The following is an 18910-nucleotide window of genomic DNA, read 5'->3' as shown; positions in this document are numbered from 1 at the left end:
CGAGATAACAACCTATGTACCGTGATCGCATCCGCCTGCCTTCGTTATTGAATAAAGTGATGAGTGCTGCCGAAGCAGCCTTGTTGATTCAGGACGGCATGACCGTCGGCATGAGCGGCTTTACCCGCGCCGGAGAAGCGAAAGCGGTGCCCCACGCGCTGGCTGAGCGCGCCAAGGTCACACCACTGAAAATCAGCCTGATGACCGGTGCGAGCCTGGGTAACGACCTCGACAAGGAGCTCACCGAAGCCGGCGTGCTGGCGCGGCGCATGCCGTTCCAGGTCGACAGCACCCTACGCAAGGCGATCAACGCTGGCGAGGTGATGTTCATCGATCAGCACCTGTCGGAAACCGTCGAGCAATTACGCAACGCCCAGCTCAAGTTGCCGGACATTGCCGTGATCGAAGCCGTGGCGATTACCGAGCAAGGCCATATCGTGCCCACCACCTCGGTGGGCAACTCGGCCAGCTTCGCTATTTTCGCCAGGCAGATAATTGTTGAAATCAACCTGGCCCATAACCCTGATCTGGAAGGGTTGCATGACATCTATATCCCGAGCTATCGCCCGACCCGCACACCGATTCCCTTGGTAAAGGTCGACGACCGTATCGGCAGCACCGCCATCCCGATACCACCGGAAAAAATTGCCGCCATTGTCATCACCCATCAGCCGGATTCGCCCTCGACAGTCATGCCGCCGGACAGCGACACCCAGGCGATTGCCGATCATTTGATCGGCTTCTTCAAAGAGGAAGTCGCCGCCGGGCGCATGACCAACAAACTCGGTCCGTTGCAGGCCGGTATCGGCAACATTGCCAATGCCGTGATGTGCGGGTTGATCGACTCCCCGTTCGAAGACTTGACCATGTATTCCGAAGTCCTGCAGGACTCCACATTTGACCTGATCGACGCCGGCAAACTGAGCTTCGCCTCTGGCAGTTCCATTACGCTGTCGGGCCGACGCAATGCCGACGTCTTCGGCAATCTGGAGAAGTACAAGGACAAGCTGGTCCTGCGCCCCCAGGAAATTTCCAACCACCCCGAGGTAGTACGCCGCTTGGGCATCATCGCCATCAATACGGCGCTGGAGTTCGACCTCTACGGCAACGTCAACTCCACCCATGTCTGCGGCACACGAATGATGAATGGGATTGGTGGCTCGGGCGACTTTGCCCGGAATGCGCATCTGGCGATTTTCGTCACCAAGTCGATTGCCAAGGGTGGCGCGATTTCCAGTGTTGTGCCGATGGTCAGCCATGTGGACCACACTGAACACGATGTCGACATCCTGGTGACCGAGATCGGTTTGGCCGACCTGCGTGGCCTGGCGCCAAGGGAGCGGGCGCGGGTGGTTATCGACAATTGCGTGCATCCGTCCTATCGCCAGGCATTGAACGAGTATTTTGAAGCGGCGTGCGCCCTGGGTGGACACACACCGCACATCCTGCGCGATGCACTGAGTTGGCACCTGAACCTGGAAGAGACCGGGCGGATGCTGGCGGTTTAATACAGCTGGATCAGCCTGCCAGCACATACAGTTTTTGCTGCCCGCCTCTTTCAACCCATAAACAGAAAAAACTGTACTACTGTACCTGTGATTTCCTACAGCAAATGCCTACACATCTCTGCTTTCATAGCGAAAATGCACGAAAACAGTGCGCACAGGTACAGTTGCATCGATATTGACCAGTACACCACCGTTTAACAGTTAACTGGTCTCTCACATTACAGGTGAACTGTATCTAGAGAGACTGGCCAAACGAGAGGATCATGGGCACCAGTTAAACCACTACCTAATCCCGCCATAAGCGGAAGGATGTCAACCATGGAACGTACACTCAGTTCCGAGCTGTTCTTCGAAGACAAAGCTGAAAAAAACCAGGCTTCCCTGCCTCTTCGCGTTATCGCTAACCTGATGTTGTGGCAGCGCCGCATCGCCAGCCGCCACCAACTGGCTCGTCTGGATGCACGCTTGCTGGCTGACGCCGGTATCAGCGAAGCACAACGCTACGAAGAGCTGAGCAAGCCGTTCTGGCGCTAACTCAGCGTCGCTGGCTCTGACCCACCGGGTCCACCGCCAGCACTGAATTGAACAAACAAGACCCGTCGCGGGAAACCGCGACGGGTCTTGTCGTTTCAGAGCCCTGATTTTGGCAAAAACAACACGACTGCACAGTTCAAGATAATCTAAAAATAACCGGTACAGTTTTATCCGGCAGTTATAGAAACATTAGAAATAGCCAATGACCCAAGCTGTCATCCACCTCGTTCTGACTTAATATCGAAACGAACGTGGCGAAGCGGGTCGAGCATGCGTCTTCTCTTCCAGCTACACGCACCAGCACCACTTCATTATCCAAGGAGTTTCATCATGATCAGTCTTCGTCTGCTCAGCGCCGCCGCCCTGCTGGCCGTAGCCGCCCACTCCAATGCCAGTAGTTTCATTGTCACCACCGACTCCCTTGTGGGTGCACTCAAGGCCACATCCGACGCCACATCCGACCTTACGTCGTCGTTTCGAGATAACAAGATCGTCCTGGCCGCCCGTGACGACGCTGCCAGCTTCGTCGCCAGCAACGGCGCCATCCGCGGTGTGAAACTGGAAAGCGCTCTGGATTTTATCCGGCAGCAGGCGCCGCAGTTGAACGCCACCGACGCGCAGCTGGCCCAAGCCATCCTGGTGATCTGATTTGCAAACATGAAACATCGGGCCGCCAATGGTGTTCCGATGTTTCAGCGCTGGCTCTGGCGCAGTGGTTTGCGCTAGCCTTCGGACTCACCATCAACAGTCGAGTCCCATGCGTTTCTACTCAGATCTGTCCATCGCTTTTTTCTTCAGCGCTTTATGCTGGTCCGTTCCGGCCCATGCCTTCGATGTCTCCACCCAGCAAGTCGTGATCAGCGGCTATGCCACGAGCATGGTGACCTCCGCGCCCTTCGACCATAAACTGATCGCCGCCGCCCACGATGATGCTGCGGCATTCGTTGCCAGCGACGGGCAGTTGAGAGGCGCGCGACTGGAGTCGGCCCTGGATTATCTACACCGGACCCAACCAAAACTTCACGTCAGCGACCTTGAACTGGCACAGGCAATTCTCGTCCAATAGTTATCTTTATTCTTCGGAGTCGTTCCATGCGTAGCCCACTGATTGCTGCCGCCCTAGGCCTGCTGGTGTTGGCCGATGTGGCCCAGGCACAAACCCTGGTAGCCACCAGTAACATCGTCGTTCGCGCTTCCCAGCGCACGATCGATTTCACTTCCGACACCACTACATCTATCCGTGATTCGAAAATCGTCCGTGAAGCCCATGACGACGCGGCCAGTTTCGTCGCCAGTAACGGTGAGATACGTGGTGCTCATCTCGAGGCCGCCTTCGACACCTTGCGCACCCGCGTACCGGAAGCCCGCGACGCCAGTGACCAGATTCTCGCCGAAGCCATCCTCGCATTGTGAGGCCGTTCGCCGTCTGGCTGACGGCCGGGATCGTGCTGCTCTTGGGCAGCACCGCCCAGGCCGGCTTGCAACTGCACCTTAACGACGAAGGACTGACCCCGGCGCAACAACAGGCCAGCCAGGCGCTGCTCGATGAAGCGATGCAGGCCCTGCCGCCGCGATTCATCGAACAGCTGGACCGACGCATTGATGTGGGCTGGACCGACCGGATGCCCGCCAACGCCTATGGCCAGGCGTCGCTGGTGTCGCAGCTGGACCTCAATCGCAACCTGCTCGACAGCCTCACCGACGGCAGTGCCGCCACGCAAAAGACCCATCGCCCCCACGGTACGGTGCGGCGGGAAATGCTCGCCACGGTCCTGCATGAACTGACCCACATTTATGATCGCTCACGTTTATGGCCGAATGCCGAACGCGCGCTGATCCAACGCTGCACCCGACGCACCAGCAGCGCCGGGCTGATCGGCCTTCCCGATGAATGCCGGGGCGAGAACGACCGCCGCTTCACCCTCAGCGATGATCCCCGCCTGCTGGACCTCGCCGGCTGGCCGCAATACGTCGGCCGTCGTGGTGAACGGGAACAGCACAATCGCCAGATCGCCCGCAGCCCGGACATCTACGAGACGAGCAGCCCCAAGGAGTTCGTCGCGGTCAACATGGAGTACTTTCTCCTGGACCCGAGCTACGCCTGCCGACGGCCTGCACTGTATCGCTATTATCAGGAACACTTCGGTTGGGCTCCCGCCGCCAAGAATACCTGCGCCCAGTCATTCGCGTTTCTCAACGCCGGCAACGACTTTGCCAAGACGCCACTGGGCAAGGTTGACCCAGAGCGGGTCTACGCCATCGATTATCTCTTGGCCGAAGCCAACCAGAACTGGGTCAGCCGCTGGGGCCACAGCATGCTGCGGCTGGTGATCTGCGCACCGGACCGCCCCCGTGGGCCGGACTGCCGACTGGACCTGGATCAACACCTGGTGCTGTCCTACCGCGCCTTCGTTGGCGATGTGCAGTTGTCGAGCTGGGACGGCCTGGTAGGCAAATACCCGTCGCGCCTGTTCGTACTGCCGCTGGCCCAGGTCATCGATGAATACACCAAGACCGAACTGCGCAGCCTGGCCTCGGTACCACTGAACCTGTCACGGTCCGAGATCGAGGCAACGGTCGAGCGCGCCGCCGAAATGCACTGGAGCTACGACGGCAACTATTACTTCCTGTCCAATAACTGCGCGGTGGAAAACCTGAAGTTGCTGCGCAGCGGCAGCAATAACGCACAGCTCAAGGGCCTGGACAGCATCCTGCCCAACGGTTTGCTGGAAGTGCTCAAGGGACGCGGTCTGGCCGATACCAGCGTGCTCGATGATCCCAAGGAGGCCTTGCGCCTGGGCTACCGTTTCGACTCGTTCCGCGAGCGCTATCAGGCCATGTTCGAGGTGCTGAAGAAACACCTGCCCATCAAGCAACAAACAGTGGAAGACTGGCTGGCCCTGAGCGCCGCAGAACGCCGACCATGGTTTGAGCAGGCCGACCTGCGCACCAGTGCGGCATTGCTACTGCTGGAACAGGCCAGTTATCGCCGGCAGTTGCTTCTGGCCCAGGATGAGGTCAAACAGCGTTACCTCGGTGCCCGGGAGTTGCAGAACGGAGGCATGGAAAGGGCCAACGCGACGCTGCAACAGATCCTCGCCAACAGTGGTTTCCTGAGCCGTCCCGCCGAGTTGCTGGGCAGTAGCGGTTACGGGCTGCCGCAGCCCAGCGAGTGGCAGCGACTGGAGTCCGAAAGCAGCTTGCGTCAGAAACAGCTTCAAACACTGACCGGGGATTTGGATAAGGAAGTCAGGGCCTTGCTTGAGCCAAGCCGTGCGGCAGAAATTAGCGCCAGTGAGGACAACGTCAAAAGGATCGGCGAGCATTTGCGCAAGTTGCACAAGGCGGGCGGCGGGTTGGAGTTGCCTTGAAACAAAAAGGGGTTCAGAACCAAGTTCTGAACCCCTTTTGGGTTACTGGCAGGCTAAATCAGGCACTCAGCTAACCCGCGCCTTACGCACCCCATCAGCCAAAGCGGCGCAAAGGCTCAACACCCCATCGATCGCCTGCTCCGGTGTATCAGCACTGGCGATATGGTCGATCAGCGCCGAACCGACCACCACCCCATCGGCCAACCGTGCGATGGCCGCGGCTTGCTCCGGGGTACGAATGCCGAAACCAATGCTGATCGGCAGATCGGTATGACGACGCAGGCGCGCCACGGCTTCTTCCACATGTTCCAGCGTCGCGGCGCCGGCGCCGGTCACGCCGGCCACCGAGACGTAATACACAAAACCGGAACTGCCGTTGAGCACCGTCGGCAAACGCACGTCATCGGTGGTCGGCGTGGTCAGGCGAATGAAGTCCAGACCAGCGGCCTGGGCCGGCTCGCACAGCTCACTGTTGTGCTCAGGTGGCATGTCCACCACGATCAGCCCATCCACACCCGAGTCCAGCGCTTCGCCAATGAAACGCTGCACGCCATAGCGATGGATCGGATTGAAGTAGCCCATCAACACCAGCGGCGTATCGTTATTAACTTCACGGAACTCGCGAACCATCTGCAGGGTTTTCGCCAGATTCTGCTGTGCGCCCAAGGCGCGGATGTTCGCCAACTGGATCGCCGGGCCGTCGGCCATCGGATCGGTGAACGGCATGCCCAGCTCAATCACGTCAGCACCAGCCGCCGGCAGGCCCTTGAGGATCGCCAGCGAGGTGTCGTAGTTCGGGTCGCCAGCGGTAACGAAAGTCACCAGAGCGGCGCGGTTCTGTTCCTTGAGTTCGGCAAAACGGGTTTGCAGGCGGCTCATCAGTGTTTCTCCTGCTGGGACTGTTCCATGTGGTGCATTACGGTTTGCATGTCTTTGTCGCCACGGCCGGACAGATTGACCACCATCAAGTGATCCTTGGGCAGGTTCGGAGCGCGCTTGAACACTTCAGCCAGGGCGTGGGCACTTTCCAGGGCCGGAATGATCCCCTCCAGGCGACAGCATTTGTGAAAGGCTTCCAAGGCTTCGGCGTCGGTGACCGAGGTGTACTGGACACGGCCAATGTCGTGCAACCAGGCGTGTTCAGGGCCAATACCGGGGTAATCGAGGCCCGCGGAGATCGAATGGGCATCGATGATCTGGCCGTCGTCGTCCTGCAACAGGAAGGTGCGGTTGCCGTGCAATACACCCGGGACGCCGCCGTTCAGGCTCGCCGCATGCTTGCCGGTCTCGATACCGTAGCCGGCGGCTTCAACGCCGATGATTTCGACGCTCTTGTCGTCCAGGAACGGGTGGAACAGGCCCATGGCGTTGGAACCCCCGCCGATGCACGCTACCAGGCTATCGGGCAGACGACCTTCCTGGGCTTGCAACTGATCGCGGGTTTCCTTGCCAATCACGGCCTGGAAGTCGCGAACCATGGCCGGGTACGGGTGCGGGCCGGCCACGGTGCCGATCAGGTAGAACGTACTGTCAACGTTGGTCACCCAGTCGCGCAGCGCCTCGTTCATCGCATCCTTGAGGGTGCCGGTGCCGGCGACCACCGGGATGACTTCGGCGCCGAGCAGCTTCATGCGGAACACGTTGGCCTGTTGGCGCTCAATGTCGGTGGTGCCCATGTAGATCACGCAATCCAGACCGAAACGTGCCGCCACGGTGGCAGTGGCTACGCCGTGCATGCCGGCGCCGGTCTCGGCAATGATGCGTTTCTTGCCCATGCGCCGCGCCAGCAGGATCTGACCGATGCAGTTGTTGATCTTGTGCGCGCCAGTGTGGTTCAGCTCTTCGCGCTTGAGGTAGATCTTGGCGCCGCCGCAATATTCGGTCAGACGTTCGGCGAAATACAGCGGGCTTGGACGTCCGACGTAGTCACGCTGGAAGTAGGCCAGTTCCTCAATGAACGCAGGATCTTCCTTCGCCGCTTCGTATTCGCGGGCCAGATCAAGGATCAGCGGCATCAGGGTTTCGGCCACATAGCGGCCGCCGAACGCACCGAACAGACCGTTGGCGTCCGGGCCACTGCGCAGGTTGAAAGGGGTTGTAGACTGGGTCATCGGGCGCTCCAGGCGAATGCGTAGAAAGACAATGAGGTTCACTCTACCCCTGACATCCCGCGCTGAAAACCGATAAGATCGCCGCAACCCGTCAGGAAAACTCACAGATAAAATGAGCCATGACCTTCCCCCCCTCAACGCCTTGCGCGCCTTCGAAGCCACTGCCCGCCTGAACAGCGTGAGCCAGGCGGCCGAACAGCTACATGTCACCCATGGTGCGGTTAGCCGACAGTTGAAGGTGCTGGAAGAACACTTGGGCGTCAGCCTGTTCATCAAGGATGGACGCGGCCTTAAACTCACAGATGCAGGTATGCGTCTGCGCGACGCCAGCGCCGAGGCGTTCGAGCGGTTACGCACCGTCTGTGCGCAGCTGACGCAAAGCACAGCGGATGCACCGTTCGTACTGGGCTGCTCGGGAAGTCTGCTGGCGCGCTGGTTCATTCCTCGCCTGGGCCGGCTCAATGCCGATCTGCCGGATTTGCGCTTGCATCTTTCCGCTGGCGAAGGCGACCTTGACCCCAGGCGACCAGGGCTTGACGCGTTGCTGGTATTCGCAGAACCGCCGTGGCCGGCAGACATGCAGGTCTATGAACTGGTCAGTGAGCGGATCGGCCCGGTCATGAGCCCTCATTACGCCGGTTTCGCCCGGCTGCAAAACGCCCCGCCGAGTGCAATTCTGGGCGAGGCGCTGCTGCATACCACCTCTCGTCCCCAGGCGTGGCCCACCTGGGCACAGCAAAACGCCCTTGACCCCAAGGCGTTGAAGTTCGGGCAGGGTTTCGAGCATTTGTATTACTTGCTGGAGGCCGCCGTGGCGGGGCTAGGCGTGGCCATCGCCCCCGAGCCGTTGGTCGCCGAGGATGTGCGCGCCGGTCGCCTGGTCGCGCCGTGGGGCTTTGACGAAACCCCGGCGCGACTGGCGCTGTGGCTACCCAAGCGCGCCGCGGACGGGCGCGCTCGGCAATTGGCGCAATGGCTCAGACATGAGCTGAACCCACCGACTCAGTCGCCGCGCTTGCACAGCAAATAAGCCGCCAACAAACCCAGCGCCCCGACCGCGACGCCAGCGGTGGTCCAAGGATGCTCCTGAGCGTAATCACGGGTGGCGATTCCGGTTTCACGGGTTTTCACCTTGACCTCTTCATACGCGTCGCTCAGCAGATGCCGGGAATGCTTCAGCGCGTTTTCGGCGTTTGCCTTGAGCGACTTGAGGGTCTTACGCGACTCGTCCGAAGCGTCGTCCTTCAGGCTTTCCAAGGACTTGAGCAGACTCTCGATCTCCGCTTCCATGCTTTGCAACGAGGCTTTACGTAAAGAATTACTGGCCATGGTGGCTATCTCCTGCAGTGGTTGAGTGCGTGTGAATTGGGACTCCAGCCGTTTCTGAAAGTGCAGTAAATCTGAACTTTCACCGGGTTAACGGCGACACACGTAAGGCGAAAATTCGCTGCTAGGCTGTTAAAGACAACCAAGGAGAACGTCATGAGTGATCATCACACGTATAAAAAGGTCGAGCTGGTCGGCTCCTCTCCCACCAGCATCGAAGACGCCATCAACAATGCTCTGGCCGAAGCCAGCAAAAGCATCAAGCACCTGGAGTGGTTCGAAGTCACGGAAACCCGTGGGCACATCGAAAACGGTCGGGCCGCGCACTTTCAGGTGACCATTAAAGTCGGCTTCCGGATTGCTAATAGCTGAGAGGCTGTGAACTTGCACGCTGGCGGAGTGCCATAGGGAATGGCGATGCGCTATCTGGCAAGCGCGTCATGTCTGTTCGATCCCTGCCCTATTTGATCCGACCAAGGAGTGCGAGCGATGAAGAAGTTAATGGTTGCCCTGGGTTTGCTGAGCCTTGCCGGCTCTGCGTTTGCCGCCGGCATGCCATGCGAGGAGCTGAAAAGCGAGATCGCAGCGAAAATTGATGCCAAAGGCGCATCGGGTTATACGCTGGAAATTGTCGACAAAGGTACGGCCACTGACGGTGAAATCGTCGGTTCCTGCGAAGGTGGCACGAAGCAAATCGTCTACAGGAAGGGCTGATACTTTCTGGAACGTCAAAGCCGACGCAAGCGTCGGCTTTTTTATGCGCCTGACTCAGTCTTTCATGGCTTGGGCCAGCAACTCATACGAGTGCAGACGATCAGCGTGTTCATACAAATCGCTGGTGAAGATCAATTCATCGGCTTGGGTCTGCTCAATCAGCACTTCGAGCTTGGCCCTGATTTTCTGTGGACCACCGACCATGGCCAGGCCCAGGAAATCGCCAACCGCTTCTTTCTCATGGGGCAACCAGAGACCGTTCATGGTTTCCACCGGTGGGCGCTGCACCAGGCTCTGGCCGCGCATCAGGGCCAGGATTCGCTGATACACCGAGGTCGCCAGGTAATCGGCCTGCTCGTCCGTGTCGGCTGCCACCAAAGGCACGCCGAGCATCACGTAAGGCTTGTCGAGCACCGCCGACGGCTTGAAGTGATTGCGATAAATACGGATCGCTTCATGCATGTAGCGCGGTGCGAAATGGGAAGCGAAGGCGTAGGGCAAGCCGCGCTCGCCGGCCAGTTGCGCACTGAACAGGCTTGAGCCCAGCAGCCAGACCGGCACGTTGGTCCCGGTGCCGGGCATGGCGATAATGCGTTGATCAGGGGTGCGTGGGCCGAGGTAACGCATCAGTTCGGCCACGTCTTCAGGGAAATCGTCCGCGCTACCGGAGCGCTCGCGACGCAACGCTCGGGCAGTCATCTGATCGGAACCGGGCGCGCGCCCCAACCCAAGATCAATACGGCCTGGATAGAGGCTTTCGAGGGTGCCGAACTGTTCGGCGATGATCAACGGTGCGTGATTGGGCAGCATCACGCCGCCGGAGCCAACGCGAATGGTCGAAGTGCCCCCCGCCAGATAGCCCAGCAGTACCGCCGTCGCGGAGCTGGCGATGCCATCCATGTTGTGGTGCTCGGCTACCCAGAAGCGGGTATAGCCGTATTTTTCCACGTGCTGCGCCAGGTCCAGCGAGTTGCGCAAGGACTGGGCAGCGTTGCCATCAGCACGCACAGGCACGAGGTCGAGGGTCGAGAATTTCACTTCGGACAGCTGTTTCATGGGCCGGCATCTCCAACGGCATGAGGGGCTTTTCCTACGGGCAAAAGCCTGCCGTTTCTATAGGTGTGTTTCATGCAATGTGGGCATATACCCGAGTTTCAATAGCTACCACGAAATTTCCTACTAAATCGGTCGGCTAATCGACAGGATGAACTTTATCCGGCGGTCTATCCTCACAACCCTGACAACGAAAAACACCCAGGCGCGAACCTCGCGCCGGATATTGAGGAGGCAGACATGGCTATCATCAAGAAAGCATCAGCTCATTGGGAAGGTGACCTGAAAACCGGTATCGGCTCCATCTCCACGGAAACCGGCGTGTTGCGCGAAGCACCCTATGGCTTCAAGGCGCGCTTCGAAGGCGGCAAGGGCACCAACCCGGAAGAACTGATCGGCGCGGCCCATGCGGGCTGCTTTTCCATGGCGTTTTCGATGATCCTTGGCGATGCAGGGCTTAAAGCCGAGAGTATCGATACCAACGCGGACGTAACCCTGGATCAGGTCGAGGGCGGCTTTGCCATCACCGCAGTGAAGCTGACGCTTAAAGCGAAAATCCCTGGCGCCAGCCAAGCGCAATTCGAAGAGCTGAGCAACAAGGCCAAGGAAGGTTGCCCGGTTTCCAAAGTGCTGAACGCCAAGATTACCCTGGATGCGACGCTGGTGAGCTGATGCGATACCCATCACAGCCTTCAGCTGCGGCTGAAGGTTGTGATCTGTTTACCCTGCAGCAATTGTGGTCGAATGCACACCTGCAGTTTCAGCGCACAGGCAGTGCGCGCTGCCATGAGGAATTCGAGCATGAAAAGACTTGCCCTGGCGGTCATCAGTTGCGCGTTGGCCACATCGGCCCTCGCGGCGCCCAAACCCTGCGAAGAGTTGAAAGCGGAAATCGAAACGAAGATCCAGGCCAATAACGTTCCGTCCTACACATTGGAAATCGTGACCAATGATGAAGTGCATGACGAAAATATGGTCGTGGGCAGTTGCGAAAACGGCACCAAAAAAATCATCTACCAGAAGAACGACAGCTAAACAGTCCTACGGAACGCAATTGACCTGCCGTTCTTCGGCCACGATTTCACGCTTGGCGTTATAGAGTCGAGCGCTGGGGGTAAACGCCAGATTGCGACCCTCCAGGCGATAACGTTGACCCGCCTCGAAATGGTCGTAACGCACGAGCATGTAGCACAACCGCTCCTGCGGCTCGGCTTGCATACCCATCCCACCACCGCCAGGCACCTCAAAGTCGAAACGCACTTTCAGTTCATGGCTGCCCGGAGACACCTGAAAGAACCGTCCATCCTGCAGTCGTTGGCCATCCAGGCTTTCAGCCATCAGCATCTTGCCGCCCGGCATGGGCGTGGCGAAATCGATCCAGGCCATGTTCGGATCAACCTTGGGCGGCGGGCTGGTTGCACAGCCGCTCATGGAGACAAAAGCCAATAGCAATATAGGTAGGCGCATGGTGGAGATTTCCTGAGGTCAGATCCTGAGCATAGCGCCGATCAGCTTTGCTGACAGCCTGCTGGCGTGCCTTGGCCCACGACTTTTCGCTGTTGATCATAGAGCTTGGCCCATGGCCGGAAACCGATGTTGCCGGCCTGCAACTGGTAACGCTGGCCGGCATTGAAATCCTTGAATGTCACGTTCAACCGGCAATCGCGCCACAGCGGCTCGGCATTCGGGCCGATGTTGCCGGGCTCGACAGCAAATTGATAACGCACGGTCAGCTCATGGCTGCCGGGCTGCACTTGGAAATAACGTCGGTCGATGGAAGTCTTGTCATCGACTTCCAGCGCCTGCAACGCCGTGTCCTGATGGCTTCCCAGGTCGATCCATGCTTGCGACGGATCGGGATCAGGCAAACCGGCGCAACCGGTTAGCAGCAACAAGCCACTCGTCAGCATCAACACGCGCATAGCGAAGCTCCAGGCAGGCGGGATAGTCTTGTGGGCAGACTTTCCCGGGGTGATACCAATTGATCAGGCCGCATCCAAGCCATCGGTTACTCGACCGTGTTTTCCGGATTTTGTTTCCAGGCCTCCTGCTTTTGTTACTCAACGGTTGTGCAAGCGTTGGCTATTACGGCCAACTCGCCAGCGGACAACTGCGACTGCTACAGGCCCGCGAGCCGATCGACCAGGTGATTGCCGACCCCGCCCGCGATCCCACATTGCGGGCTCATCTGGCCCAGGCGCGCGCGGCACGAACGTTTGCCAGTGCGCACCTGCACCTGCCGGACAACAACAGCTACCGTCTGTATGCGGACATTGGCCGGCCGTTCGTAGTCTGGAACGTCTTCGCCACGCCAGAATTTTCCCTGGCACCGCAAAACCACTGCTTTCCCATCGCCGGTTGCGTGGCTTATCGCGGCTACTACAACCAGGGCGCCGCCCGTGGCGAGGCGGCGCTGCAACGCTTGCAGGGCATGGATGTGGCGATTGGCGGCGTAGAGGCTTACTCGACGCTGGGCTGGTTCAACGACCCGATCCTGAGTTCGATGATGCATTGGGGCGACGAACGCCTGGCGACGCTGATCTTTCACGAGCTGGCGCACCAGCGCTTCTATGTAAAGGACGACACCGAATTCAACGAGTCCTTCGCCACCTTCGTCGAACAGCAAGGCACCCGGCAATGGCGCGCCAGCCGCGGGCTGGCGCCGGACAATGGCAAACGAATGCGCCAGCGCGATGAATTCATCCAGTTGATCCTCGACACGCGCCAGCGATTGGAACAGCTCTACACCCAACCCTTGCCGGCCGAACAGATGCGCCAGCGCAAGGCTCAGGAGTTCGAGCGCCTGCGCGCTGATTATCAGCAACTGCGCGACACCCGGTGGGCAGGCGACAAACGCTACGACGCCTGGATCTACGCGCCACTGAACAATGCGCGGCTATTGCCGTTCGGGCTATATGACCAGTGGGTGCCGGCGTTTGTGGCGTTGTTCCAGCAGAAGGACGGCGATTGGCTTGCGTTTTATGCCGCAGTGGAAAAGCTCGGCAGTTTGCCGATTGATGAGCGCAAAGCGGCACTGAAGGCGCTGGCAGGATTGAAGACTTCCGGTGATTGAACGGGCCTCATCGCGAGCAAGCTTTGCTCCCACAGGTCGGTACTCGGAGTTTTGCTCCCACAGAGCAGTACCCTGAGTTTTACTCCTACAGGGCCGTGCCCTGAGTTTTGCTCCCACAGGGCAGTGCTCTGAGTTTTGCTCCCACAGAGCAGTACCCTGAGTTTTACTCCCACAGAGCAGTGCTCTGAGTTTTGCTCCCACAGGGCAGTGCTCTGAGTTTTGCTCCCACAGGGCAGTACTCTGAGTTTTACTCCCACAGGGCAGTACTCTGAGTTTTACTCCCACAGGGCAGTACTCTGAGTTTTACTCCCACAGGGCAGTACTCTGAGTTTTACTCCCACAGAGCAGTACCCTGAGTTTTGCTCCCACAGGGCAGTGCTCTGAGTTTTGCTCCCACAGGGCAGTGCTCGGAATGAAGTGCTAAGGGTGTCATCTGTGGGAGCAAGGCTTGCCCGCGATGACGTTCGCCCAGACATATCCTGCTCCAACATTCCAAGTCAGATCCGTTGCCGCTGTCCTAGCCTTGAGACAAAGGACAGATCAAGGAGGATCACTGATGACAACACTGCCCCACTCCAATCAGTTGCGTTTCGGGCGTTATTCGCAGTCTGGGCAAATTTATTTGCTGACGGCGATTACGCGGGATCGCGAGCCGGCTTTTGGCCGCTTCGAGACGGGACGCTTGGTGGTTGATGCCTTTCGCAAGGCCCAGCAAGAGCAATTTGCCCATTCGTTGGCCTGGGTGGTGATGCCGGACCATTTTCATTGGCTGATCGAGTTGCAGGGAATCGGACTTTCAAAACTGATGGCGCGAACGAAGTCTCGGACCACGGTCACCTTCAATCGATTGATGCAGCGGCAAGGATCGCTTTGGCAGGAGGGATTCCATGACCGAGCCATTCGCAAGGAGGAAGATTTGCAAGCAGTTGCACGGTATATCGTGGCGAATCCGCTGCGGGCAGGTCTAGTTGAGAAAATTGGGGACTATTCATTGTGGGATGCCGTATGGGTATGAGTCGGTTCAGGCTGTGTCCATGAGGGCCTCATCGCGAGCAAGCTTTGCTCCCACAGAGCAGTACTCACACACACTTTTGCTCCCACAGAGCAGTACCCTGAGTTTTGCTCCCTCAGGGCAGTACTCTGAGTTTTACTCCCACAGAGCAGTACTCTGAGTTTTACTCCCACAGAGCAGTACTCTGAGTTTTACTCCCACAGAGCAGTACTCTGAGTTTTACTCCCACAGGGCAGTGCTCGGAATGAAGTACTGAGGTTGTCATCTGTGGGAGCAAGGCTTGCCCGCGATAGCAATATGGCTAACCCCGCAAAAACGCCCGATGCAACTCATCCAGCGTCTGAAAGTGATACGCCGGGCCCTCGGCATTCAGCTCCTCATAACTGCCAAACCCATACCCCACCGCCGCCGCATCCAGCCCATTGCGACGAGCCCCAATCAAATCGTGTTTGCGGTCGCCAATCATCAAGGTATTCGCCGGGTCGAGCCCCTCTTCAGCCATCAGGTGAGCAATCAACTCGACTTTGTCGGTGCGCGTACCGTCCAGCTCACTGCCATAGATCACTTTGAAGTGCCGGGCGAAGTCGAAGTGGCGGGCGATTTCCCGGGCGAAGACCCAAGGTTTGGAGGTGGCGATGTACAGTTGCCGACCTTGGCCACCCAAGGTTTCCAACAGAGGTATCACGCCGTCGAAGACGCGGTTTTCATACAACCCGGTGACTTTGAAGCGCTCGCGATAAAAATTCACCGCGTCCCAGGCTTTCGCTTCATCGAAATCATAAAACTGCATGAAGGCCTGCAACAGCGGCGGGCCGATGAAGTGTTCGAGGCGAGTGAGGTCGGGTTCGTCGATGCCTAATTGGCTCAAGGCGAACTGGATCGAACGGGTAATGCCCTCGCGGGGGTCGGTGAGGGTGCCGTCGAGGTCGAAGAGTACGGTCTGGTAGTGCATGGCAGTTCCTGGGTGATCATGAAGTTCACTCAACAGGTTTGAATGAAACTGTGGCGAGGGGATTTATCCCCGCTGGGCTGCGCAGCAGCCCCCAAAAAACTGAATGTAACAAACTTGGCACACTGCGGTGGCAGGGTTTGGGGCTGCTACGCAGCCCAGCGGGGATAAATCCCCTCGCCACAATGGTTCATTCGACATCTTAGGTGGGCGATTCAGAGCTGGTCGTAGCCTTCGGCCAGATGCAGGTCCTTAAGCTTCACGTAGTTCGCCGCACTGTAGGTGAAAAAGGCCCGTTCCTTGTCGGTCAGTGGCCGGGCCTGTTTCACCGGGTTGCCCACATACAAGAAGCCGCTCTCCAGGCGTTTGCCCGGCGGTACGAGGCTGCCGGCGCCGATGATCACATCATCTGCGACCACCGCGCCGTCCATGACGATACTGCCCATGCCGATCAGGACGCGGCTGCCCACGGAGCAGCCATGGAGCATGACCTTGTGGGCGATGGTCACGTCGTCGCCGATCAGCAGCGGGAAGCCATCGGGATTGAAGGGGCCGGCGTGGGTGATGTGCAGCACGCAGCCATCCTGGACGCTGGTGCGGGCGCCGATACGGATGCGGTGCATGTCGCCGCGTATGACCGTCAGCGGCCAGACGGAGCTGTCTTCGCCAATTTCAACGTCGCCGATCACCACCGCGGTGCTGTCGACAAAAACGCCGCGGGCAAGCCGTGGGCGGTGATTCTGGTACGTGCGAAGGGTCACGATAGGCTCTCTCTTATCCGGTGATAGGCGCTGCTAGCTGCGGTGAACGTCGATTGTAATTAAGATGGGCCCATGTTTCTTCCAGCCAAGGTGTCAACCGTGAGCGTGAACAACCCCCTTTTGCAACCCTACGACCTGCCGCCGTTCTCGACGATCCGTGCCGAGCACGTGCAACCGGCCATCGAGCAGATCCTGGCTGACAACCGTGCCGCCATTGCTGAAATCCTCAAGACCCAAGGCCAGCAGCCTACCTGGGCCGGCCTGGTGCTGGCGATGGACGAACTCAATGATCGCCTGGGCGCCGCCTGGAGCCCGGTGAGCCATTTGAACGCCGTGCGCAACAGCCCCGAACTGCGGGAAGCCTACGAGGCCTGCCTGCCGGCGCTGAGTGCTTACTCCACCGAGCTGGGCCAGAACCGCGAGCTGTTCCAGGCCTTCGAAGCCCTGGCGAACAGCCCCGAGGCCGCCGGTTTCGACGTGGCGCAGAAAACCATCCTGGAACATTCCCTGCGGGACTTCCGTCTGTCGGGTATCGATCTGCCGCCCGAGCAGCAGAAGCGCTATGCCGAAGTGCAAAGCAAACTGTCGGAACTGGGCAGCCGCTTCTCCAACCAATTGCTGGACGCGACCCAGGCCTGGACCAAACACATCACCGATGAAGCCGCCCTCGCCGGCCTGACCGACTCGGCCAAGGCGCAAATGGCCGCTGCCGCCCATGCCAAAGAACTGGACGGTTGGCTGATCAACCTGGAATTCCCCAGCTATTACGCAGTGATGACCTACGCCGAAGACCGCGCCCTGCGTGAAGAAATCTACGCTGCCTACTGCACCCGCGCGTCAGACCAGGGCCCCAACGCCGGTCAGAACGATAACACCCCGGTGATGGAACAGATCCTCGACCTGCGCCAGGAACTGGCCCAATTGCTGGGTTTCGCCAACTTCGCAGAACTGAGCCTGGCGACCAAAATGGCTGAGTCCAGCGATCAGGTGCTCAGCTTCCTGCGCGACCTGGCCAAGCGCAGCAAACCATTTGCCGCCCTGGACCTGGAACAGCTGAAGGCGTTCGCCGCCGAACAGGGCTGCCCGGACCTGCAAAGCTGGGACAGCGGTTTCTACGGTGAAAAACTGCGCCAGCAGCGTTACAGCGTCGCCCAGGAAGCCCTGCGCGCCTACTTCCCGATCGATAAGGTCTTGAGCGGTCTGTTCGCCATCGTGCAACGCCTCTATGGCATAGAGATTGCCGAGCTGAAAGGTTTCGACACCTGGCACCCGGACGTGCGCCTGTTCGAAATCAAGGAAAACGGCCAGCACGTCGGCCGTTTCTTCTTCGACCTCTACGCCCGCGCCAACAAACGCGGCGGTGCCTGGATGGACGGCGCTCGTGACCGTCGCCGCACCTTCGAGGGCGTGCTGCAAAGCCCGGTCGCCAACCTGGTGTGCAACTTCACCCCGGCCGACAGCGGCAAACCGGCACTGCTGACCCACGACGAAGTCACCACCCTGTTCCACGAGTTCGGCCATGGCCTGCACCACCTGCTGACCCGCGTCGAACATGCCGGGGTGTCCGGCATCAACGGCGTGGCCTGGGATGCCGTGGAGCTGCCGAGCCAGTTCATGGAAAACTGGTGCTGGGAACCCGAAGGCCTGGCGCTGATTTCCGGCCACTACGAAACCGGTGAACCGCTGCCCCAGGACCTGCTGGAAAAAATGCTCGCGGCGAAAAACTTCCAGTCAGGCCTGATGATGGTCCGCCAGTTGGAGTTCTCGCTGTTCGACTTCGAGCTGCACGCCACCCACGGCGATGGCCGCAGCGTGCTGCAAGTGCTCGAAGGCGTGCGCGACGAAGTCTCGGTGATGCGTCCGCCGGCCTACAACCGCTTCCCCAACAGCTTTGCCCACATCTTCGCCGGCGGTTATGCGGCGGGTTACTACAGCTATAAGTGGGCGGAAGTGTTGTCGGCCGATGCGTTCTCCAAGTTCGAAGAGGACGGCGTACTCAACGCCGATACCGGTCGCGCCTTCCGTGAAGCGATCCTGGCCCGCGGCGGTTCTCAGGAACCGATGGTGCTGTTCGTCGACTTCCGTGGCCGTGAGCCATCGATTGACGCACTCTTGCGCCATAGCGGTCTGACCGAGGACGCAGCAGCATGAGCAAGGGGCCTGTGATTACCAAAAGACGCTTTATCGCCGGGGCAGTCTGCCCAGCGTGCAGCGAACCGGACAAGTTGATGATGTGGAACGAAGACGGCGTGCCGCACCGTGAATGCGTGGCCTGCGGTTATTCCGACACGCTCAACGAGCAAGGCCTGTCGGTGCCCAAGGAATTGGGCACCCGAGTCAACACCGCGGCGCTCAAAGTGCCGGACGCCAAGGTTCAGGCGGTGCAATTTTTCCCCAATCCCAAGTTGAAGAAAAAAACCGACTGAAACCTTCGGCATCACCTTCCGGGCCGCCCGGCCCGGAAGCGATACATATATACCACCAGGCTTTATCCCTTC

The 18910-nt window shown here is 59.1% G+C and carries 23 protein-coding genes; 15 read left to right on the top strand and 8 right to left on the bottom strand.

What is annotated here, in order from left to right; translation table 11 throughout:
• Nucleotides 1-14 precede the first annotated feature (14 nt).
• From PSH57_RS00715 to PSH57_RS00690, 6 genes are all read left to right on the top strand, one after another.
• Complete coding sequence (locus PSH57_RS00715; protein ID WP_305387235.1) at nt 15-1508, top strand: acetyl-CoA hydrolase/transferase family protein; 1494 nt, start codon at nt 15-17, stop codon at nt 1506-1508.
• A gap of 318 nt (nt 1509-1826) precedes the next feature.
• Nucleotides 1827-2042 carry a DUF1127 domain-containing protein gene (locus PSH57_RS00710; protein WP_047230079.1) on the top strand — a complete coding sequence of 72 codons (216 nt, stop codon included), beginning with the start codon at nt 1827-1829 and terminating at the stop codon, nt 2040-2042.
• 330 nt (nt 2043-2372) lie between these two features.
• Nucleotides 2373-2690 carry a DUF2388 domain-containing protein gene (locus PSH57_RS00705; RefSeq protein ID WP_305387233.1) on the top strand — a complete coding sequence of 106 codons (318 nt, stop codon included), beginning with the start codon at nt 2373-2375 and terminating at the stop codon, nt 2688-2690.
• 109 nt (nt 2691-2799) lie between these two features.
• Nucleotides 2800-3108 carry a DUF2388 domain-containing protein gene (locus tag PSH57_RS00700; RefSeq protein ID WP_305387232.1) on the top strand — a complete coding sequence of 103 codons (309 nt, stop codon included), beginning with the start codon at nt 2800-2802 and terminating at the stop codon, nt 3106-3108.
• 26 nt (nt 3109-3134) lie between these two features.
• Nucleotides 3135-3455: a DUF2388 domain-containing protein gene (locus PSH57_RS00695; protein ID WP_305387230.1), complete on the top strand. Its 321-nt coding sequence runs from the start codon at nt 3135-3137 to the stop codon at nt 3453-3455.
• Nucleotides 3452-5413 (top strand): DUF7844 domain-containing protein, encoded by a 1962-nt coding sequence (locus PSH57_RS00690; protein ID WP_305387229.1) that lies wholly within the window; start codon nt 3452-3454, stop codon nt 5411-5413. The genes PSH57_RS00695 and PSH57_RS00690 overlap by 4 nt, the downstream gene beginning before the upstream one ends.
• A gap of 66 nt (nt 5414-5479) precedes the next feature.
• On the opposite strand, the gene trpA is transcribed toward PSH57_RS00690, so the two are convergent.
• Both trpA and trpB read right to left on the bottom strand, forming a co-directional pair.
• The gene (gene trpA, locus PSH57_RS00685; protein ID WP_305387228.1) at nt 5480-6292 is read right to left on the bottom strand and encodes a tryptophan synthase subunit alpha; all 813 of its coding nucleotides are present in this window, start codon (nt 6290-6292) and stop codon (nt 5480-5482) included.
• Nucleotides 6292-7524 (bottom strand): tryptophan synthase subunit beta, encoded by a 1233-nt coding sequence (gene trpB / locus PSH57_RS00680; RefSeq protein ID WP_305387227.1) that lies wholly within the window; start codon nt 7522-7524, stop codon nt 6292-6294. The genes trpA and trpB overlap by 1 nt, the downstream gene beginning before the upstream one ends.
• A gap of 112 nt (nt 7525-7636) precedes the next feature.
• Between trpB and PSH57_RS00675 the strand changes: the two genes are divergently transcribed.
• Complete coding sequence (locus PSH57_RS00675) at nt 7637-8554, top strand: LysR family transcriptional regulator (protein WP_305387226.1); 918 nt, start codon at nt 7637-7639, stop codon at nt 8552-8554.
• Here the strand turns inward: PSH57_RS00675 and PSH57_RS00670 are convergent.
• A complete protein-coding gene (locus PSH57_RS00670) occupies nt 8527-8853 on the bottom strand; it encodes an ElaB/YgaM/YqjD family protein (protein WP_003196426.1) in 327 nt (108 codons plus the stop codon). The two genes, PSH57_RS00675 and PSH57_RS00670, sit on opposite strands and share 28 nt — an antisense overlap.
• A 153-nt stretch (nt 8854-9006) precedes the next feature.
• Here PSH57_RS00670 and PSH57_RS00665 point away from each other — a divergent pair, with 153 nt between their 5' ends.
• Nucleotides 9007-9222 carry a dodecin gene (locus PSH57_RS00665; protein ID WP_256229718.1) on the top strand — a complete coding sequence of 72 codons (216 nt, stop codon included), beginning with the start codon at nt 9007-9009 and terminating at the stop codon, nt 9220-9222.
• A gap of 117 nt (nt 9223-9339) precedes the next feature.
• On the top strand, nt 9340-9564 hold the full coding sequence (locus PSH57_RS00660) for a DUF1161 domain-containing protein (protein WP_305387225.1): 225 nt from the start codon (nt 9340-9342) through the stop codon (nt 9562-9564).
• Between the two features lie 54 nt (nt 9565-9618).
• Here PSH57_RS00660 and PSH57_RS00655 read toward each other — a convergent pair whose 3' ends face one another.
• Entirely contained in the window at nt 9619-10620 is a 1002-nt protein-coding gene (locus tag PSH57_RS00655; protein ID WP_305387224.1) for an LLM class flavin-dependent oxidoreductase, read from the bottom strand.
• A 237-nt stretch (nt 10621-10857) separates the two neighbouring features.
• Between PSH57_RS00655 and PSH57_RS00650 the strand changes: the two genes are divergently transcribed.
• Entirely contained in the window at nt 10858-11289 is a 432-nt protein-coding gene (locus PSH57_RS00650; protein ID WP_305387222.1) for an OsmC family protein, read from the top strand.
• Nucleotides 11290-11418: 129 nt separating this feature from the next.
• Nucleotides 11419-11652, top strand: coding sequence for a DUF1161 domain-containing protein (locus tag PSH57_RS00645; protein ID WP_305387221.1), 234 nt, complete (start codon nt 11419-11421; stop codon nt 11650-11652).
• A gap of 6 nt (nt 11653-11658) precedes the next feature.
• On the opposite strand, the gene PSH57_RS00640 is transcribed toward PSH57_RS00645, so the two are convergent.
• Both PSH57_RS00640 and PSH57_RS00635 read right to left on the bottom strand, forming a co-directional pair.
• Nucleotides 11659-12084: a PA0061/PA0062 family lipoprotein gene (locus PSH57_RS00640; RefSeq protein ID WP_305387220.1), complete on the bottom strand. Its 426-nt coding sequence runs from the start codon at nt 12082-12084 to the stop codon at nt 11659-11661.
• 41 nt (nt 12085-12125) lie between these two features.
• Nucleotides 12126-12539, bottom strand: coding sequence for a PA0061/PA0062 family lipoprotein (locus PSH57_RS00635; RefSeq protein ID WP_305387219.1), 414 nt, complete (start codon nt 12537-12539; stop codon nt 12126-12128).
• A 59-nt stretch (nt 12540-12598) separates the two neighbouring features.
• Between PSH57_RS00635 and PSH57_RS00630 the strand changes: the two genes are divergently transcribed.
• Entirely contained in the window at nt 12599-13690 is a 1092-nt protein-coding gene (locus PSH57_RS00630) for an aminopeptidase (protein ID WP_305387218.1), read from the top strand.
• A 556-nt stretch (nt 13691-14246) separates the two neighbouring features.
• Entirely contained in the window at nt 14247-14705 is a 459-nt protein-coding gene (locus PSH57_RS00625; protein WP_305387216.1) for an REP-associated tyrosine transposase, read from the top strand.
• 298 nt (nt 14706-15003) lie between these two features.
• Here the strand turns inward: PSH57_RS00625 and PSH57_RS00620 are convergent, their stop codons facing one another.
• Nucleotides 15004-15654 carry an HAD family hydrolase gene (locus tag PSH57_RS00620; RefSeq protein ID WP_305387214.1) on the bottom strand — a complete coding sequence of 217 codons (651 nt, stop codon included), beginning with the start codon at nt 15652-15654 and terminating at the stop codon, nt 15004-15006.
• Between the two features lie 212 nt (nt 15655-15866).
• Entirely contained in the window at nt 15867-16412 is a 546-nt protein-coding gene (locus PSH57_RS00615) for a gamma carbonic anhydrase family protein (protein ID WP_305387212.1), read from the bottom strand.
• 72 nt (nt 16413-16484) lie between these two features.
• Here PSH57_RS00615 and prlC point away from each other — a divergent pair, with 72 nt between their 5' ends.
• Entirely contained in the window at nt 16485-18563 is a 2079-nt protein-coding gene (prlC, locus tag PSH57_RS00610; RefSeq protein ID WP_305387211.1) for an oligopeptidase A, read from the top strand.
• Entirely contained in the window at nt 18560-18838 is a 279-nt protein-coding gene (locus PSH57_RS00605) for a YheV family putative zinc ribbon protein (protein WP_305387209.1), read from the top strand. Before prlC ends, PSH57_RS00605 begins: the two co-directional genes overlap by 4 nt.
• The last annotated feature ends 72 nt before the right edge of the window (nt 18839-18910 follow it).

The organism is Pseudomonas hefeiensis (assembly GCF_030687835.1).
GTDB classification, from domain to species: Bacteria; Pseudomonadota; Gammaproteobacteria; order Pseudomonadales; family Pseudomonadaceae; genus Aquipseudomonas; species Aquipseudomonas hefeiensis.
Note: the sequence above shows the minus strand (reverse complement) of the source record. Positions and strands in the feature narration are given on the sequence as shown.

Excerpts from the sequence above, each read along its gene's own strand:
- PSH57_RS00715 (WP_305387235.1), top strand. The coding sequence starts at position 15 with ATGTACCGTGATCGCATCCGCCTGCCTTCGTTATTGAATAAAGTGATG.
- PSH57_RS00710 (WP_047230079.1), top strand. The coding sequence starts at position 1,827 with ATGGAACGTACACTCAGTTCCGAGCTGTTCTTCGAAGACAAAGCTGAA.
- PSH57_RS00705 (WP_305387233.1), top strand. The coding sequence starts at position 2,373 with ATGATCAGTCTTCGTCTGCTCAGCGCCGCCGCCCTGCTGGCCGTAGCC.
- PSH57_RS00700 (WP_305387232.1), top strand. The coding sequence starts at position 2,800 with ATGCGTTTCTACTCAGATCTGTCCATCGCTTTTTTCTTCAGCGCTTTA.
- PSH57_RS00695 (WP_305387230.1), top strand. The coding sequence starts at position 3,135 with ATGCGTAGCCCACTGATTGCTGCCGCCCTAGGCCTGCTGGTGTTGGCC.
- trpA (WP_305387228.1), bottom strand. The coding sequence starts at position 6,292 with ATGAGCCGCCTGCAAACCCGTTTTGCCGAACTCAAGGAACAGAACCGC.
- trpB (WP_305387227.1), bottom strand. The coding sequence starts at position 7,524 with ATGACCCAGTCTACAACCCCTTTCAACCTGCGCAGTGGCCCGGACGCC.
- PSH57_RS00675 (WP_305387226.1), top strand. The coding sequence starts at position 7,637 with ATGAGCCATGACCTTCCCCCCCTCAACGCCTTGCGCGCCTTCGAAGCC.
- PSH57_RS00670 (WP_003196426.1), bottom strand. The coding sequence starts at position 8,853 with ATGGCCAGTAATTCTTTACGTAAAGCCTCGTTGCAAAGCATGGAAGCG.
- PSH57_RS00665 (WP_256229718.1), top strand. The coding sequence starts at position 9,007 with ATGAGTGATCATCACACGTATAAAAAGGTCGAGCTGGTCGGCTCCTCT.
- PSH57_RS00660 (WP_305387225.1), top strand. The coding sequence starts at position 9,340 with ATGAAGAAGTTAATGGTTGCCCTGGGTTTGCTGAGCCTTGCCGGCTCT.
- PSH57_RS00655 (WP_305387224.1), bottom strand. The coding sequence starts at position 10,620 with ATGAAACAGCTGTCCGAAGTGAAATTCTCGACCCTCGACCTCGTGCCT.
- PSH57_RS00650 (WP_305387222.1), top strand. The coding sequence starts at position 10,858 with ATGGCTATCATCAAGAAAGCATCAGCTCATTGGGAAGGTGACCTGAAA.
- PSH57_RS00645 (WP_305387221.1), top strand. The coding sequence starts at position 11,419 with ATGAAAAGACTTGCCCTGGCGGTCATCAGTTGCGCGTTGGCCACATCG.
- PSH57_RS00640 (WP_305387220.1), bottom strand. The coding sequence starts at position 12,084 with ATGCGCCTACCTATATTGCTATTGGCTTTTGTCTCCATGAGCGGCTGT.
- PSH57_RS00635 (WP_305387219.1), bottom strand. The coding sequence starts at position 12,539 with ATGCGCGTGTTGATGCTGACGAGTGGCTTGTTGCTGCTAACCGGTTGC.
- PSH57_RS00625 (WP_305387216.1), top strand. The coding sequence starts at position 14,247 with ATGACAACACTGCCCCACTCCAATCAGTTGCGTTTCGGGCGTTATTCG.
- PSH57_RS00620 (WP_305387214.1), bottom strand. The coding sequence starts at position 15,654 with ATGCACTACCAGACCGTACTCTTCGACCTCGACGGCACCCTCACCGAC.
- prlC (WP_305387211.1), top strand. The coding sequence starts at position 16,485 with ATGTTTCTTCCAGCCAAGGTGTCAACCGTGAGCGTGAACAACCCCCTT.
- PSH57_RS00605 (WP_305387209.1), top strand. The coding sequence starts at position 18,560 with ATGAGCAAGGGGCCTGTGATTACCAAAAGACGCTTTATCGCCGGGGCA.